General features: G+C 52.2%; 13 protein-coding genes and 1 tRNA gene. 6 read left to right on the forward strand and 8 right to left on the reverse strand.

What is annotated here, in order from left to right:
* Positions 1-3 precede the first annotated feature (3 nt).
* Positions 4-801, forward strand: a complete 798-nt coding sequence (locus GOW60_RS15790; protein ID WP_171230008.1) for a transglutaminase family protein — start codon at positions 4-6, stop codon at positions 799-801.
* 11 nt (positions 802-812) lie between these two features.
* On the forward strand, positions 813-1,562 hold the full coding sequence (locus GOW60_RS15795; RefSeq protein WP_171230009.1) for a proteasome-type protease: 750 nt from the start codon (positions 813-815) through the stop codon (positions 1,560-1,562).
* A gap of 266 nt (positions 1,563-1,828) precedes the next feature.
* Here the strand turns inward: GOW60_RS15795 and GOW60_RS15800 are convergent, their stop codons facing one another.
* From GOW60_RS15800 to GOW60_RS15825, 6 genes are all read right to left on the reverse strand, one after another.
* The gene (locus tag GOW60_RS15800) at positions 1,829-2,836 is read right to left on the reverse strand and encodes a DUF2955 domain-containing protein (RefSeq protein WP_171230010.1); all 1,008 of its coding nucleotides are present in this window, start codon (positions 2,834-2,836) and stop codon (positions 1,829-1,831) included.
* A complete protein-coding gene (locus GOW60_RS15805; protein WP_171230011.1) occupies positions 2,826-3,890 on the reverse strand; it encodes an HlyD family secretion protein in 1,065 nt (354 codons plus the stop codon). Before GOW60_RS15805 ends, GOW60_RS15800 begins: the two co-directional genes overlap by 11 nt.
* A complete protein-coding gene (locus GOW60_RS15810; RefSeq protein WP_171230012.1) occupies positions 3,887-4,966 on the reverse strand; it encodes an AI-2E family transporter in 1,080 nt (359 codons plus the stop codon). Before GOW60_RS15810 ends, GOW60_RS15805 begins: the two co-directional genes overlap by 4 nt.
* Positions 4,967-5,142: 176 nt before the next feature.
* A complete protein-coding gene (locus GOW60_RS15815) occupies positions 5,143-5,382 on the reverse strand; it encodes a potassium channel family protein (protein ID WP_253282527.1) in 240 nt (79 codons plus the stop codon).
* 454 nt (positions 5,383-5,836) lie between these two features.
* Positions 5,837-7,384 (reverse strand): arylsulfatase, encoded by a 1,548-nt coding sequence (locus GOW60_RS15820; RefSeq protein ID WP_171230014.1) that lies wholly within the window; start codon positions 7,382-7,384, stop codon positions 5,837-5,839.
* Between the two features lie 445 nt (positions 7,385-7,829).
* Positions 7,830-8,567, reverse strand: a complete 738-nt coding sequence (locus GOW60_RS15825) for a class I SAM-dependent methyltransferase (protein WP_254443986.1) — start codon at positions 8,565-8,567, stop codon at positions 7,830-7,832.
* 6 nt (positions 8,568-8,573) lie between these two features.
* Between GOW60_RS15825 and GOW60_RS15830 the strand changes: the two genes are divergently transcribed.
* The 4 genes from GOW60_RS15830 (at position 8,574) to GOW60_RS15845 (ending at position 14,769) form a co-directional block, all read left to right on the forward strand.
* The gene (locus GOW60_RS15830) at positions 8,574-9,473 is read left to right on the forward strand and encodes a LysR family transcriptional regulator (protein WP_171230015.1); all 900 of its coding nucleotides are present in this window, start codon (positions 8,574-8,576) and stop codon (positions 9,471-9,473) included.
* 16 nt (positions 9,474-9,489) lie between these two features.
* Positions 9,490-9,981, forward strand: a complete 492-nt coding sequence (locus tag GOW60_RS15835) for an ATP-binding protein (RefSeq protein WP_171230016.1) — start codon at positions 9,490-9,492, stop codon at positions 9,979-9,981.
* A gap of 517 nt (positions 9,982-10,498) precedes the next feature.
* Positions 10,499-12,475 (forward strand): bifunctional 2',3'-cyclic-nucleotide 2'-phosphodiesterase/3'-nucleotidase, encoded by a 1,977-nt coding sequence (locus GOW60_RS15840; protein WP_171230017.1) that lies wholly within the window; start codon positions 10,499-10,501, stop codon positions 12,473-12,475.
* Between the two features lie 350 nt (positions 12,476-12,825).
* Positions 12,826-14,769, forward strand: a complete 1,944-nt coding sequence (locus GOW60_RS15845; RefSeq protein WP_171230018.1) for a DUF3604 domain-containing protein — start codon at positions 12,826-12,828, stop codon at positions 14,767-14,769.
* A 237-nt stretch (positions 14,770-15,006) separates the two neighbouring features.
* On the opposite strand, the gene GOW60_RS21445 is transcribed toward GOW60_RS15845, so the two are convergent.
* Together GOW60_RS21445 and GOW60_RS15855 are read right to left on the reverse strand one after the other, a co-directional pair.
* Positions 15,007-15,351 carry a S1 RNA-binding domain-containing protein gene (locus GOW60_RS21445; protein ID WP_371813368.1) on the reverse strand — a complete coding sequence of 115 codons (345 nt, stop codon included), beginning with the start codon at positions 15,349-15,351 and terminating at the stop codon, positions 15,007-15,009.
* Positions 15,352-15,781: 430 nt separating this feature from the next.
* Positions 15,782-15,857 (reverse strand) — tRNA-Thr (locus GOW60_RS15855).
* Positions 15,858-15,955 lie beyond the last annotated feature (98 nt).

Here is a 15,955-nt window from a genome sequence, read left to right on the forward strand (position 1 = left end):
CCAATGAAACTGCACATTCGACACGAGACACGATACGATTTCGATGCACCCGTTCCCTTCGGGCTGCAACAGCTGAGAAAGACACCAAAGTCATTTCGCAACCAGAACATTGTAAGTTGGAGCACCCAAATCACTGGCGGGCGCAAAGAACTGACTTTTGAAGACTACCACCGCAACACCGTGGAATTGATCAGTTTCGACGTAAACACCCAAAGCATCTTGTTGATTTCAGAAGGCGTTGTAGAAGTGGAAGACACACATGGCGTCCTCGGGCGTCACGAAGGGTCGACTCCATTATGGTTATTCAAAAGGAGCACCCCGCAGACAACGCCGGGGAAAGGGGTTGCCGAAGTGATAGGCGCGTTGCCCAAAGGCGAACCGCTGGAAAAGATGCATGCCCTTTCCGAAAGCATTCGCACTCAGGTCGTGTACGAGATTGGAAGTTCGCACCCGGGCTGGAGCGCAGAAGACGCACTCGAATCCGGGTGCGGCGTGTGTCAGGACCACGCGCATATTTTCATTGCCTGCGCACGACAGATCGGAGTTCCGGCACGCTATGTATCGGGTTACCTGATGATGAACGAAACGGAACTACAGGACGCGACCCATGCCTGGGCCGAAGTGTACTTGGACGGGCTTGGGTGGGTCGGGTTCGACGTTTCAAACGGGATTTCTCCTGACGATCGATACGTACGCGTCGCGACCGGTCTGGACTATTCCCAAGCTGCCCCAGTAATAGGGAACAGAATTGGGGCAGCGGGTGAGCAATTGACAGTGCAGTTGCAGGTCGCACAGCAATAACGGAGAACTTGATGACCTATGCTGTGGGTATGCGGCTGAATCGCGGGTTGGTGTTCATGTCCGACACGCGCACGAATGCAGGCGTCGATAATGTTTCGACCTTCAACAAGATGTTCAATTGGACAGTTGATGGCGATCGGTCGATCACTATCCTAACGGCCGGAAACCTTGCGACTACTCAGGCCACCATAAGCCTTCTGGAAGAGCGGACCAAAGCGCCAGAAGATCGCTCGCCGTCCATACTGGAAGCACCGACAATGTTCCAAGTCGCGCAACTGGTCGCAGCTACGTTGAACGACGTCATACAGCAGCATTCCCAATCCGGTCAGCAAGCCGACAGCGCCTTTCATGCGACACTCATTTTAGGTGGCCAGATCAAAGGCGGCCCGTCTCGCCTGTTTCTGATCTACCCCGAAGGCAACTTTATCGAGGCTGGCGCTGACACTCCATTCTTTCAGATTGGAGAGACGAAATACGGTCGTCCAATTCTGGTGCGCGCCTATGATCCGGAGATGAGCTTTGCGGAAACTGTGAAACTCCTGCTTGTCAGCTTCGACTCCACGATAAAGGCCAATCTTTCTGTAGGAGCTCCGCTTGACCTTCTTCTTTACGATGAAGACAGTCTTGAAGGCGGCACACGGTCCAGATTCGAACCCGACGATCAGTATTTTCGCACCATTTCCGAGGTGTGGGGCGACGCGTTGAAATCGGCCTTGTCCAAGCTTCCAGAATACAAACCAGAGCGAAAGCCAAACGATTGAGCGTCCGCTTTGTCCGCATTGCCGACTTTCGCTGAGCTTTGCTTGAACGTCTACTTTGCGGATTAGGCAGTCGATGTTTTATGCGATCGCCCCCTTGTTTCCGCCGGCACTAAAAGCGCACCGTGTTTGCCAAATTCGGAAGAACAGTGTTGAATCTGAAAGGGATTAACCTGAGTTGTCGACGCGCGCTTGGGTAGTAACACTGATTTCGAAGCACATTCTTCTTGTTGCTGGAGTGGACGCCTGAAAGCTTTACTTTGGGCAACTCATGAAACTTGCATTTCCCTCTCCGGCCAGAACTCGTCCACTATGACATAAGCGACAATCACGAAGAAAGCGGCCCCTGCAACTTGCAAAACGCGCGTGATACTTTTGACGTCAGCTTCATCCGAAAACGGTGCAACCGACCCACCGTAAACGATCAGAACCGTTGTCAACGCCGAACCGGCTGCTGCCGCGAGTGCGGCCTGAGACTTCCCAAGCGCTCCCAGGGTGAAGCAGAAAAACAGACATAATAAAATGGGCGTCAGAATAACCGGTGCGATCACGTTTATCTCGTAACAGATGATCGACACCGCTGCCCCAAGCAGGTTTGCCGTAAGCATAGCTTTGGCGACGGCTTTTCCCATCGACGGCATGGCGGCCAACTGCTGGCTCAAAAGAGCGACAAAGAACAGAACCAACAAAGCAGAAGCGCCGGACACAAAAAACACCATGGCAAATGGAAGCGTCACAAGCGACATTCTGACGATCCGCCGGTACCGGTCAAAATCTGGTGGCGCGTCGGCTTTCTTTTGGGCGACTGTTTGAGGTTCCGCTGGGATCATCACAAACATCAGCGTGGATACGAAACCTGCAAATAGCAGGTTAATCGGTATCCAAAATACAAGCACAAGCGCCAGATCCTGCGATTGCAAAACGAGGTTCGGGATCATCAACGCCCCCATGAGTGCTATGACACCGGGTAGAACACCGGCCCCTGAAACTGACCACATGAAGGACAGGATGATCCCGATGGCAACCAGAATAAGGAATACCACGGGATAGGGTGCGAAAACGGACGACAACAGGAATGAGATGAACATCAATCCTATAGAGAAAACAAACAGCTTTGCGAATGCCGCCAACGGCAGCGCGGTGGGCGCTTGTAGGAACAGCGCGGTGAAAACTGCCCCCACAACCGCCAACGGCCACCCCAGAAACAAGCCTAAGGCGAAAACGCCGGTCACACCCAGCGCAAGCCGGATAACGGATTTTCGATCCTCAATAGGCATAGGATAGTATTGAGACTAAACGGATATAGGTCCGGCCGACCACATTCAGCAGGGAATTGTCGCTCAAATACATGATCACGTCGGCCTGCCCGTTGAGTTGGAAGCGCAGTTCGTCTTCGGCGTTTCCGGCCTCATATCCCGGCAGCACGATCCGAACGGGAAACCGTTCTGGTTCGCGCAGAAACCCCTTGGTACTTGGCGGGCTGGCCAACTGGCCAGGTTCATCGCCACCGCTCAAGGATACAGCCGCGCTGAAGCTCTCAATGACACCCGGGATAATTTGACCGGGGTGCATATCCAACACGACATCAACAGGAGAACCCACCCCTGCCCGGCCTAGGTTGTTTTCCGTAAAATACGCCTCTATCCATATGTCGGTTGCATCCAGGAACGTCAAAAGGTCCTGACCGGACCGTGCATACGTACCAGGTGCGATCAACAGATTGGATATGACACCCGTCGCCGGAGCACGCAGTTCAGTCCATTCCAGGTTTAGCTCTGCATCCGCCAAGGCAGCTAACGCGCGCTGAATTTTTGGATTTTCGATCCCGTCGTCACCCAGCCTCTGCTTTGCTTTTTCAAGATCCGCTTTGGCGTTCTCATAATTTGCCTCGGACTCTGCCAGTTGACCTCGGGCATCGTCGGCTTTTGAGACGGCGATCAATCCCTTTCTTTCCAGCGCAAAAACACGCTCTGTTTGAATGCGTATTGTGTCCAGATCGCTCTGGGCCCGCGCCAGTTTGGCTTGCGCGGCTCTTACCTCTGCCGAGGATGCACCCACCTCCTGCGTGGCCGCTTCTAGATCAGCTTCCGCCTTGTTGCGTTGAATTTCGTAGGGCCTGGGGTCGATCCGAACCAGAATATCACCTGCCGAGACGATCTGTCCGTTTTCGACAAGAACTTCGGTCACTGTACCGGTGACCTGTGGAACGATCTGGGTCGCAATGGCCTTTACTCTGGCATTCCCGGTAAACGGCGTTTTTCGGTCAGCGACAAGATACCAGATAAGAAAAGCAAGAATGACGGCCAAAGTGGTCCAAATCGTCTTTCTCATTTCGTGGCTCCTTCAGCCGCGCTTTCAGCTTCTGCAGGGGCGTCGATCCAGACCTTGAACAGCTCATAAAACACGGCAAACAGAACAGGTCCCATAAAAATGCCGATCAAGCCATAGGCCATCATGCCGCCAAGAACACCAATGAGTATGACCAGCATTGGTGTTTCGAGGCCTTTTGAGATGAATACAGGCCTTAGGAAGCTGTCCATTATCGCAACGGGAATAGCCAGGATTGTGAAGATCAACGCGGCACCGCCGGACATGGTGCTCCAGGCGTAAATAATCACTGGCAAAAGAACCAAGCCGGGCCCGATCTGGATAATCGAGAGGATCAAACAGATAAACGCCAGCGTGGCGGCCGAGCCAATTCCGAACAGCGCCAACAATATCCAAACCACGACCGCCTGAATCGCAGCCACGCCAATCACACCTTTTGTCACATTGCGGATCGTAGCGCCGGCAAGTGTAACGAACTCACCGCCACGGGGCGCAAAGACACGGTTGGCAAAGCGCTGCAGGCCTTGCACCAGACTTGGACCAGGGCTGAACAAAGCCCCCATGATCAAGACGGACAGGGCCAACGCCAAGAGCCCAAGCCCGATGCTTAGCACCTTTCCGAACAGTGATTTGGTGATCTCAAGAATCTGCGCGCCGTATTTGGCAAGCGCGCCGTCAAGGTTTCGTTCAAACAAGCCCCAGACTTCAGCAATTTTGTTTCCGACCAGCGGCAGCTCCTTTAAGCCATCGGGTGCCGGTGGGACTTTTAGCTCGCCGTTGTCAGCTTGTTCTGCAAATCCAGACCCAAGTTCGGCTGCTCCGGATACCGCTGTCGCGACCGGCCCCAAGGTCAGAACGAGGCCCAACAACACCAGTATCGTCGTCGCAAGCTTCTTTCTTCCGCCCAACCTGGACTGCAGCCAATCGAAAACCGGATAGAGTGCGACGCACAGGATCGTCGCCCAGATGACCACGCTTGCCAGCGGGGCGACCATTACCAAAGCGCTGTAAAGGAATAGCCCGAGAAACAGCAATCTAATCGCGAGATCGACAATCTTCGCGTCCTGAGTCTTTTCCATACCATCCCTCCAACATTTGTTTGTTCAAACTTTACACTCAAAAAAATTAATATGTATATTTAAAATACCGAAAAACCTGCAATTATTTGAAATATATCGCAAATCTGGATTTCAGAGGGGCTGTTCGGTCGACGTATTGCCTGGGTATGAAATCGCAGTGGCTCGGCGGGGCAAAACTAGTTGTCCTCTTGCTTGTCGTCCTGGGACAGGATTGTATCTGCCACCGTAGTCGCTGCAGTCACGAAGATACCGAGCCCAACGATGATGTAGAAAATTGTAAATATTTTCCCTGCCGCTGTTTCAGGAGAAAAGTCACCGAACCCAACGGTCGAAATTGTCACAACAGAAAAATAGATAGAGTCAAGCCAGCTCCAACCTTCGACATAACGGTAAAACACCGACGCCCACAGGATCATGCCAGCTGTGAATGCTAGAAGGCCCTTCACCCTGCCGTCTTTAAAGGCGACGCCTATACCTCGCGTAATTCTCGTTAGTGAATTCATAACGTAAGAATACCAAGGGATTTATACATACATAGAATTTTTTGAATTTTCTTGCATTTTTCCAAAACTCTGTTGCGCTCCCACCGTGTGTGTCCGGCAGGAATGTTAACCAATTTCTCGCTCAATCGCTTCGGGATTACTCAAGTCAATTCTGTTTTTAGTCACCCGGCAAAGTCGGCAATGGGCTCGGCAGAGTCATTCGGTGCACTCGGCGTGAACGACTGCTTCGCGGACAAAGCCGCCGTTCATTCTCTCCCTTGGACTGCGCCAATGGACTGCGCCAATTTTCAGTCCAAGGGGATGATTCGCGCGTTGAAATTCGACAGAGTGTTGTCTTTGAATTCAAGCTCACTGGCTTCCGTCAGAGCTATTGGTTGCCGGCACGGCTGGTGAGTTCCTCCATAACGTTGTCGAGGTTGAAGCTGCCGGGTTTCTGCCTTGGCGGAAACTCCTCGAAGCTTTGCAACCACTGCCCAACGTAGGCGGCAGCAGGAGCTATCGCGAACATATGTTCAAGGAACCAGCGCTGGTAACCCATAGCGTTCTCTTCCTCGGCTCTCTCGAACGGATCGCTGCGTAAGTTTGAAAGCATCGGTGCGCGCAACACCTCGAAAGGTGAGAGCCAAACATCAAGTCCATGTGCGTTCTGTTTTAGGAATGTCACCTTGTACTGTTCATAGCGCAAGGCGGCTACGCTGCCATCGTCAGTCCAATAAATGAATTCACTGCGTGGCCAATCATCAGTTTCACCTGAAAGCGACGGAAGTAGATTGTAGCCGTCCAGATGTGCCTTGTATTGGCGACCGATCGCTTCAACGCCACCATCAAGTAGCCTTTCTTTGATGTCTGGCTCGCCGACAGAAGCCATAATGGTTGGCAACATGTCCGCATGTGAAGCTACGCCATTGATCTTCGATCCCGGTTCGATGACGCCCGGCCACTTGATGACAGTCGGGACACGATAGCCACCTTCCCATTGCGTATTTTTCTCGCCGCGGAAAGGTGTAGTACCTCCGTCCGGCCACGTGAAGGTCTCGGCTCCGTTGTCCGTTGAATACATTACGACAGTGTTTTCGGCGATCCCAAGCTCCTCAAGTTTATCAAGTAGTACACCGACGTGCCCATCATGCTCGACCATGCCGTCAGGATAAACACCAAGTCCCGTCACTCCGTCGGAGTCTTCCTTAAGATGCGTAAAAATGTGCATGCGAGTGGAATTCCACCAAAGGAAGAAAGGCTTGTCCTGTTCAACAGCTCTATCCATGAAATCCAACGCGCTTGCCGTGACTTCTTCGTCAACGGTTTCCATGCGTTTTTTTGTAAGCGGCCCGGTATCCTCGATCGAGCCATCTGCGGTTGACTTGATCACCCCGCGCGGGCCGAAATTCTCCCTAAAGGTTTCATCCTTGGGATAATCTGGATTTTCAGGCTCTTCTTCTGCGTTGAGGTGGTAGAGATTCCCGAAAAATTCATCGAAACCGTGATTGGTGGGGAGGTGCTCGTCACGGTCACCTAGATGGTTTTTGCCAAACTGGCCTGTCATATACCCGTGGTTTTTGAGTAGTCCAGCGATGGTGGGGTCTTCCACGGGCATACCCTCAGGTGCGCCAGGAAGGCCGACCTTCGTCAAACCCGTACGAATGGGAGATTGTCCAGTTATGAATGCCGCTCGTCCTGCAGTACAGGACTGCTCTCCGTACCAGTCAGTAAATAGCGCGCCTTCTTTGGCTATACGGTCGATGTTGGGTGTCTGATAACCCATCATGCCATGGTTGTAGGCACTAATATTCCAAAACCCAATGTCATCTCCCCAAATAATCAGGAAGTTCATAGGAGGTTCATCTTGTGCGTAAACGGCCGTAGCGGTTGCGGCAAATAGTGCCGCCACTATGGTGGATTTTGTTCTGTATTTCATATTCGTCCTCCCAAAATTTCTTGTTAACTCCGAATAACCTACCACAAATTCGAAGTTTTTTGTTGGGACCTTTGTGGTTTCCAGGATTTCAGGCGGAAACGCGCAAGTGAATTTTAAAACCCTGTCGACTTAAATGGCTTTACTAAACGAACTGGCCGATACCTTTTTCCAGCGCTTCAAACACGTAATTGGTCAAGACTGAATTCGCCGCATTTCGGAACCACGCCAAAGCGTTTGTTGGACCACTTTTTTTTCTGCTTGAGAACCGATGCTGACATTCGCCTGAATATCGCGAACGATCGCTATGCGGACAATGCTGCCACTCGCAGTCGCTTAATTAAATTTGAAACAGACCTTTGTAACATCCGATCACTTGAGAATGGTTTATATAAAACACTGTGATGCAAAGATCATTTCAAAGGACGGAGCTGCACGAACTGGAGCTTCATGATTTTTGCGCGACAATATAACGACTCTGGAGCATCGAGGCTTGATCAGAAGTATAAAGAACATCGAAGCCTGCGGACGCAATTTTCCTCGTAAGTACCGATCCAGACACGAAGTTCACAAATGGGGCTTTCCCAAAAGCCTGCATGATTGGGATTGCAATCCGACTGATCATCGCAAACTTGAAACCACCGCTCTCAGGCGCGCAGACGGTTTTGGATATGAAAAGCCCACCCGGTTTTGTCAGCGCAGCAATGTGCTCGAGCGCTTGGTCCAAATCGGGCAGAAGATGAAGCAAGTTATGCGCCAAGACGGCATCGTAAGAGCCTTCGTCAAGACTGTGCTCAAGAACGTCGGCCACCTTGAAAGTGACATTCTCCAGCCCTTCTTTATCAAGCTTCTCATCGGCAATCTCGATCATGCCCGGAGCGAGATCCGTGGCAGTGACATGGGCGACATTCGGTGCAAGCAGCAGCGCAGTTGAACCTGTCCCGCACCCGATTTCCAGTACGTTGTCCTCCGCTTTCAGGTGCGACTTGGTACGTTCCAGTGTTTTCAGGTACCCTTCCATGTTGCGGATTGGGTCTGCCGCATACTTTCGCGAGATTTTGCTCCAGAATGCGGCATCCTTAGACAAAGCAGCCATTTCAATACTCTCTAACAAGGTTGTCGCTTCATCCTGTAATACCAAACATTCATTTATGGAATTGCCCCAATCCGCAGAAGTGTTATGCATAAATGCATGAATTGGAAAGCCATCAATTTCGACTGGAATCAGGTACGGTCCTTTCTTGCGACCGCCGAAGAAGGCTCGTTTTCCGCAGCGGCGCGCGTTCTTGAGCAAACTCAACCCACTGTGGGCCGGCAAGTTGCCGCGCTGGAAATGGCACTTGGCATCACCCTGTTCGAAAGAGTCGGCAAGTCGCTCAATTTGACGACTGCTGGCGCCGAGCTTTTGTTGCACGTCAGAGAAATGGCGGATGTGGCAAACAGGATTTCACTTACTGCGACAAGCCAGTCGCAAGCTGTTGAAGGGCAAGTCAGGATAACTGCGTCCGATGTGATGTCTGCCTATCAGCTGCCGCCAATACTGAAAAAGATCCGACTTGCAGCACCGCGACTGGAGATAGACATCGTTGCTGCAAATGACATACGAGACATACAGCGACGTGAGGCTGATATCGCCATCCGACATGTACGTCCGACGCAGCAGGATCTGACGGCAAAGCTTGTCGCCGAGGCCACAGCACATTTCTACGCGGCACCTTCGTACCTTGATCAGGTTGGACGGCCAAAAAATGAAGACGAACTCGCTAAGTTGGACTTTGTCGGATTTGGTGACATTGACACGATGATCGGTTTTCTTGATCCGGCGGGCATTAAGGTCACTCGAAAAAGCTTCCGGGTCGGCTCACAAAGCGGGATTGTATCCTGGGAGCTGGTGCGCCAAGGGTTTGGCATATGTGTAATGTCGGATGACGTGGCTGCCCTAACACCAGGAGTGGAGCGCGTGCTTCCCGACCGCGAGCCGTTTAAGTTCCCGATTTGGCTGGCGACGCACTCCGAGCTACATACCGCACGAAGGATCAGGTTGGTGTTTGATCAACTGGCAGACCAACTTAGCGCAGGGACCACTAGGTAATCCGGGAGTTCGCTCTATGTCACAGGCTATTCCAACGTTCCACTTGCTATGCGGCAAAGTTGCTTCTGGAAAATCAACTCTGGCAGCGAGACTTGCGAAAAGTCACGGGGCCGTGCTCATTTCAGAAGATGAATGGCTTAGCGCGCTGTTTGGGGATCAAATGAAGTCCTTGCAGGATTATGTGGACTGCGCTTTGAAACTGCGACTGGTCATGGGTCCTCACGTGGCTGCTCTGCTGAAGGCTGGCGTTTCGGTCGTTCTCGATTTTCCAGCGAACACAATTGACAACAGGGCTTGGATGCGCGACCTGCTGGAAGACACTGCTGCGCAGCACCACCTTCACTTTTTGGATGTGTCAGATGAGGTTTGTCTGCACCGGCTCCACAAGCGCAACAAAGAAGGCGCGCACGCATTTGCAGCGACGGAAGATCAATATCGGCGTATTGCGCGGCATTTTGTGCCACCATCACCCGAAGAGGGTTTTAGCATCATAACTCACCGTCAGTAGCACCAGACTTTCGAAATGTCGCGGCGGAGCTAAATGTTTTTCGCCCGCCTGCTCCGAGTCGACGATTGGCCAGATGTTTACAGTCAGCTTTCACTGGGCCTCAGGTACGGAGATTGCGTGACAACAAAAGATGTATCCCGTTGCGTCCTTCTTTAGTCATGGCGACGGTAGTGTCGGCGGTGTCGTTCACGTCGATTATCGGTAGTGTACGTCGCTGGCAGGCATGGGCAACACATCGGCAAATGCCCGCTCCAACAACAACCTCCAGAATAGTTTTGCGCCGACAATACAGCACGTGTGATGGGAAAAGGCACTGATTATTCTTCACATACGTTGTCAAACCAGTCCCGGCTTGGTTTCACCTGATCCAATCATTCAGCGACTTCACGGATCTGGCGCATGGCCTCGTCCATACCCCCTGAAATAAGTCTGTAAAATGTGTTAGAAGACACTGTCATAAGATCGTTATGCAATACCGGCAACTATTCTTATTGCCAGCCAACTCGAAAGGTGACCCATGTCTTTTTCCAACCGCTCGTCAATTTCGCGTCGCCAATTTCTTGCAACAACAGCCGGTGCAGCGGCCATCACCTTGCATCCTTTTTCAGTTTTGGCATCCAACAATCAAGCGCATCTGCGCATCATGGAAACAACGGACATCCATGTTCATGTGTTCCCCTATGACTACTATGCTGACAAACCCCGTGACACAGTGGGCTTGTCCCGTACGGCCTCAATCATCAACGAAATTCGCGCTGAGGCGACAAATTCGATCTTGGTCGACAACGGTGACTTTCTTCAAGGGAATCCAATGGGCGACTACATCGCCTATGAGCGTGGCATGAAAGAAGGGGACGCTCACCCCATCATCACCGCGTTCAACACGGTTGGCTATGATGCTGCAACTCTGGGCAATCACGAATTCAACTACGGGCTGGATTTCCTGGAAAAATCACTCGCGGGCGCAGAGTTCCCGGTCGTTTTGGCCAATGTTGCAAAGTCACAAGGCGCAACTCCGCGTGACGACAAAACGCTGATCAAACCATATACAATCATCGACCGTGAAATCGAAATGGGTGATGGGACCAAGCACTCAATCAAAATCGGTGTCATAGGCTTTACGCCGCCGCAGATCATGAACTGGGACCGAAAGCATCTGGAAGGAAATGTTCAGGCCCGCGATATCGTCGAAACCGCGCGGGCATACGTGCCAGAGATGAAGGAACAAGGATGTGACCTAATCATCGCCCTTTCACATTCTGGGATCGGCGACGCCAATCATGTGGACGGTATGGAAAACGCCTCAGTCGTTTTGGCGGGTGTTGACGGAATCGACGCTCTGGTCACGGGGCACAATCACCTTGTCTTTCCCTCGCCGACATTTGCGGACCGACCCGGCATCGACGTCGAAAAGGGCACCCTGATGGGTAAACCTGCTGTTATGGGCGGCTTCTGGGGCTCACATCTTGGGTTGTTGGACCTGCTGCTGGAACGGGAAGGAAATGAGTGGCGCGTGATTACCACCACGTCCGAGGCCCGCGCGATTTCCAAACGCAATGAAGACCGCTCAATCACCGCTTTGGTCGGAGACGATCAGAAGGTTCTCGACTCGGTTGCGAAGGATCACGACGAAACGCTCGCCTATGTCCGCCGAGCCGTTGGCAAAACATCTGCTCCGTTGCACAGCTATTTTGCATTGGTTGCTGATGATCCGTCTGTACAGATCGTTTCGATCGCACAGAAATGGTATGTCGAAGAGATGCTGAAAGGCACCGAGCACGAAGGATTGCCGATCCTGTCAGCGGCGGCGCCGTTCAAGGCGGGTGGTCGCGGGGGCCCGGACTATTACACCGACGTCCCGGTTGGGGATGTTGCTATCAAAAATGTGGCTGATCTGTATCTCTATCCCAACACAGTGCGCGCGGTGCGAGTGAACGGTGTTCAACTGCGTGGTTGGCTGGAACGTTCGGCCGGTATGTTCAACCAGATCGAGCGAGGCTCAGAGGATGCGGTTCTTCTGAATCCAGAGTTTCCATCCTACAATTTCGATGTGATGGATGGCGTGACATACCAGATCGACCTGTCGCAGCCGTCGCGCTTTGGGCCAAAGGGGGAAGAGGTGAATCCCGATGCCGCCCGAATTGTGAACTTGTCCTTCCAAGGCGAATCGGTCACTAATGACATGGAGTTTATCATCGCCACAAACAATTATCGTGCATCGGGTGGCGGTTCATTCCCCGGCGCATTGGGTGATACAATCGTGTTCGAAGCCCCGGACACTAATCGCGACGTTATCGTGCGCTATATTGTCGAACAGGGAACGATCAACCCAAAAGCGGACGGCAACTGGTCATTTGCTCCTTTGAAGAACACAACCGTGCTATTCGAGACCGGCCCAAAGGCCCGAGACTACATCGCCGATGTCAAAGGCGTTTTAATCGAAGATGCCGGAGATGGTGCAGATGGCTTCGCGGCATTCCGCATCAAGCTCTAGTGCAATCGCATGTGCATACTTTGAGGAAGTCGGAAGTCAACCAAAGCTGCTACCATCAGGCTTTCGCTGAACGCCCGCATGCGACTTTCAAAGGCTATAAGCGGTTAGAAATGAACGTTTGATCTGGGCTCGGAACAGTCCTCGTTGCGCAGTGCATCAGTGAATGCTCTGCGGACAAAGCCGCTGTTTGGTTCCGCCGTAAACGAGACTAAGACGCGGCCAGGGATTTGGGTAGTTACACACCGATTCAACCAAGTACAGACGCTCTTCGCGGAAACAAAAACGAGGTTGACAGCAAGCATATGAGAATGGTCGCATGAGCTATAATCTGATTTGCAGGGAATACAGCCATGAAAGTTCCTTTCAGTGCGACCTTATTCTTTTATCTCTGTATGTCCTCGACCTCTGCTTGGGCACAGGAAACCGCCGAGGGCGGACAAGTTGGTGAGATGACCATCTCAGGGGCCGACATGCATGCCCCTGCATCAGATGCGTTTTCGCCTTATGCAGGACGTGACTTTCCAACTAGACCTCTTTGGGGCGACACCCACTTGCATACATCGCTCTCACTCGACGCGCGTGCGTTTGGTGTACTTCTTTCGCCTTCAGACGCGTTTCGGTTTGCGCGTGGAGAAGAAGTAACTACTTCTCACGGCCTACGGGCGAAGCTGTCTCGCCCGCTGGATTGGCTCGTTGTTTCAGACCATTCAGACGCGATGGGCGCGATGAACGAGATCGTCGCGGGGAACGCAACTTTGATGGGCGACCCAACGTTACGTGACTGGAACGACAGGTTGAACCAAGGAGGGAATGTTGCCCTTGGAGCGACAATGGAGGTTATCGAGACTTTCGCTGGAATTACCGGTGAAGCTTTGCCAGAGGCGATTGCTGACCGTCGTTTCGTACAGTCAGTTTGGGATGACTTTACGGAAACTGCAGATGCTTATGATCAACCGGGATCGTTTACCGCGTTTATCGGCTACGAATGGACCTCGACGGAAGGTGGCAACAACTTGCACCGCAATGTCATCTATAGGGACGACAGAATTCGGGCGCGGCAAATGTTGCCGTTTACGACTGCCGAGACATTCAATCCGGAAGATCTGTGGGATTGGATGGAAAGATACGAAGAAACGACAGGCGGGCGCGTCCTTGCATTGGCGCACAACGGAAATGTTTCTAATGGTTTGATGTTTCCTGTCGAGACAAACCCCGATACCGGCGAACCGCTCACAGGAGATTACGCGGAAAGACGCGCCAAATGGGAGCCACTGTATGAGATCACTCAGATCAAAGGCGACGGCGAGGCCCACCCGTTCCTGAGCCCAAATGACGAGTTTGCAGATTACGAAACGTGGGACGTCGCAAACCTCGGCCCTGTCCCCAAAGAAGACTGGATGTTGCAGTACGAGTATGCTCGCGAGGCTTTAAAAAATGGCCTGAAGCTCGAGGCGCAGCTTGGGACCAACCCTTACAAGTTCGGTGTCGTGGGATCCACAGACAGTCACACGGCTTTGGCGACAGCCCAAGAAGATAACTTTTTTGGTAAGCACTCGGGCGTGGAACCTGAGCCTGGGCGCTGGCAGCATGTTGTCGGCGAGTTTGAAGCAACCAGAATTCTGGGCTGGCAGATGGCTGCCTCTGGTTATGCGGCCGTTTGGGCCGAGGAAAATACGCGAGCATCTATTTTCGACGCGATGGAACGCAAGGAAGTATATGGTACAACAGGTAGTCGGATCACGGTACGTTTCTTCGGGGGATGGGATTTCGAAGAAAACGACGCTCAATCGCGGCTTCCTGCGAAGATTGGTTATGACAAAGGCGTACCCATGGGGGCAGATCTACCGGAAGCGCCCGGTGATGCCTCTGCGCCAAGTTTTCTTGTCGCTGCACTCAAGGATCCGTACTCGGGTAATCTGGATCGTATTCAGATAGTCAAGGGCTGGGTAACAGAAGACGGTGAGACACAAGAAAAGGTTTTTGATGTCGTCTGGTCCGGCGATCGGGATCTCGGTGCGGAAGGCAAGCTGCCGCCTGTCGGCAACACCGTGGACGTCGAAACCGGTACGTTCACGAACTCAATCGGATCGCCAGAATTGATAACCGTCTGGTCTGATCCCGAATTTGATCCGGAACAAAAGGCTTTTTACTACGCGCGCGTGCTGGAAATCCCCACGCCACGATGGACGGTTTACGAAGCTATTCGGTTCGGCGACGAACTACCCGAAGAAGTACCGACATCCACACAAGAACGGGCTTATACTTCGCCCATTTGGTACACTCCGGAGGGATAACACTTCACCGTAAACGCGCTCATGTTTCATGGCTAAAATGGGTTCGTTTTAGTCGTTCGCCCGAATATCGCGAGCGATCGCTATGCGGACAAAGCGCCCCTTCGCTGCGGCTACGCCAATGGTTGCTTTAACGATTGCCGCATTATCAAAAACGGTCGAATTGGGTTTGAAGTGCGTGCACCGCCCTGAGTTGATCGATGTAAATCTTAGAATTCCCGGTCACGCATCCTTCATTGATTAGCGGGGTATACCGTGCTCACTCATTCCCAGGACTTTTACGGAGATAGTATCTCCTTCTGAAACTATCTCACTAGGGTGCTCTAAACGCGAGTTCGAGAGTTGTGAGACGTGGACAAGACCATCAAAAATCATCCCATCATAGGAGATTTGCGCATAAGCGCCAAAATCGACGATATGGATCACTTTGGCGGGTAAAACTCGACCCTGAAACTCGCTCAGAAGCCTCTCTTTGTCATATCGCCGCTGTGCCGTTCCCGGTTCTGGTTCTCCGGATTGTGGGCAGGATCGAGCCCTTCGACTGACTTCATTGCCGCATGATGGACAGGCAATTAGGTTAGGCAAACGGCGAACCTAAAGGAGATAAAATGGTTTGCATAGTCTCGGAATGGGAGCCGCCAGTGTCAACACATTCCTTGGGAAGATAAGTGCCCCGAACCCATCACAGTCTCTACTCAAAGTGGCAGAACTCAGGTCGGTTTGTTGCAAAAAACGGTCGATTCTGTCACTTTTCGCACCATCACCGAAACCGTTGATAAGTCTTGTGTCACGAACCATTGACAAAATTGCTTTTGATTTTGTGACATTTTGGCCCGTTTTTTTGAGACCAGACGCTCGTGATCAGTGCAGCATCGGTCAATACGGGCTCGAAGCGATCATCCGCTATAGAGCGTGCGGACGTCCGTTTTAACTGCGTTATATAAATCCCGGCATAAGAACATAGTGGGAACATTTTTTCTTAGCAGAAGTTTTTCCATACGAATTCGATGAAATCTGGTGCCGCTGAAGGGACTCGAACCCCCGACCCCATCATTACGAATGACGTGCTCTACCAGCTGAGCTACAGCGGCACCGTAGGTCATACCGAACACATTATGACCGGATGCGAAGCTTCGTTTAAACTGTCAGTCTGGCGCCTGCAAGCCCGGTTGTAACCGTTTTGGCGTTG

The organism is Ruegeria sp. HKCCA4008 (assembly GCF_013033125.1).
GTDB lineage: Bacteria > Pseudomonadota > Alphaproteobacteria > Rhodobacterales > Rhodobacteraceae > Ruegeria.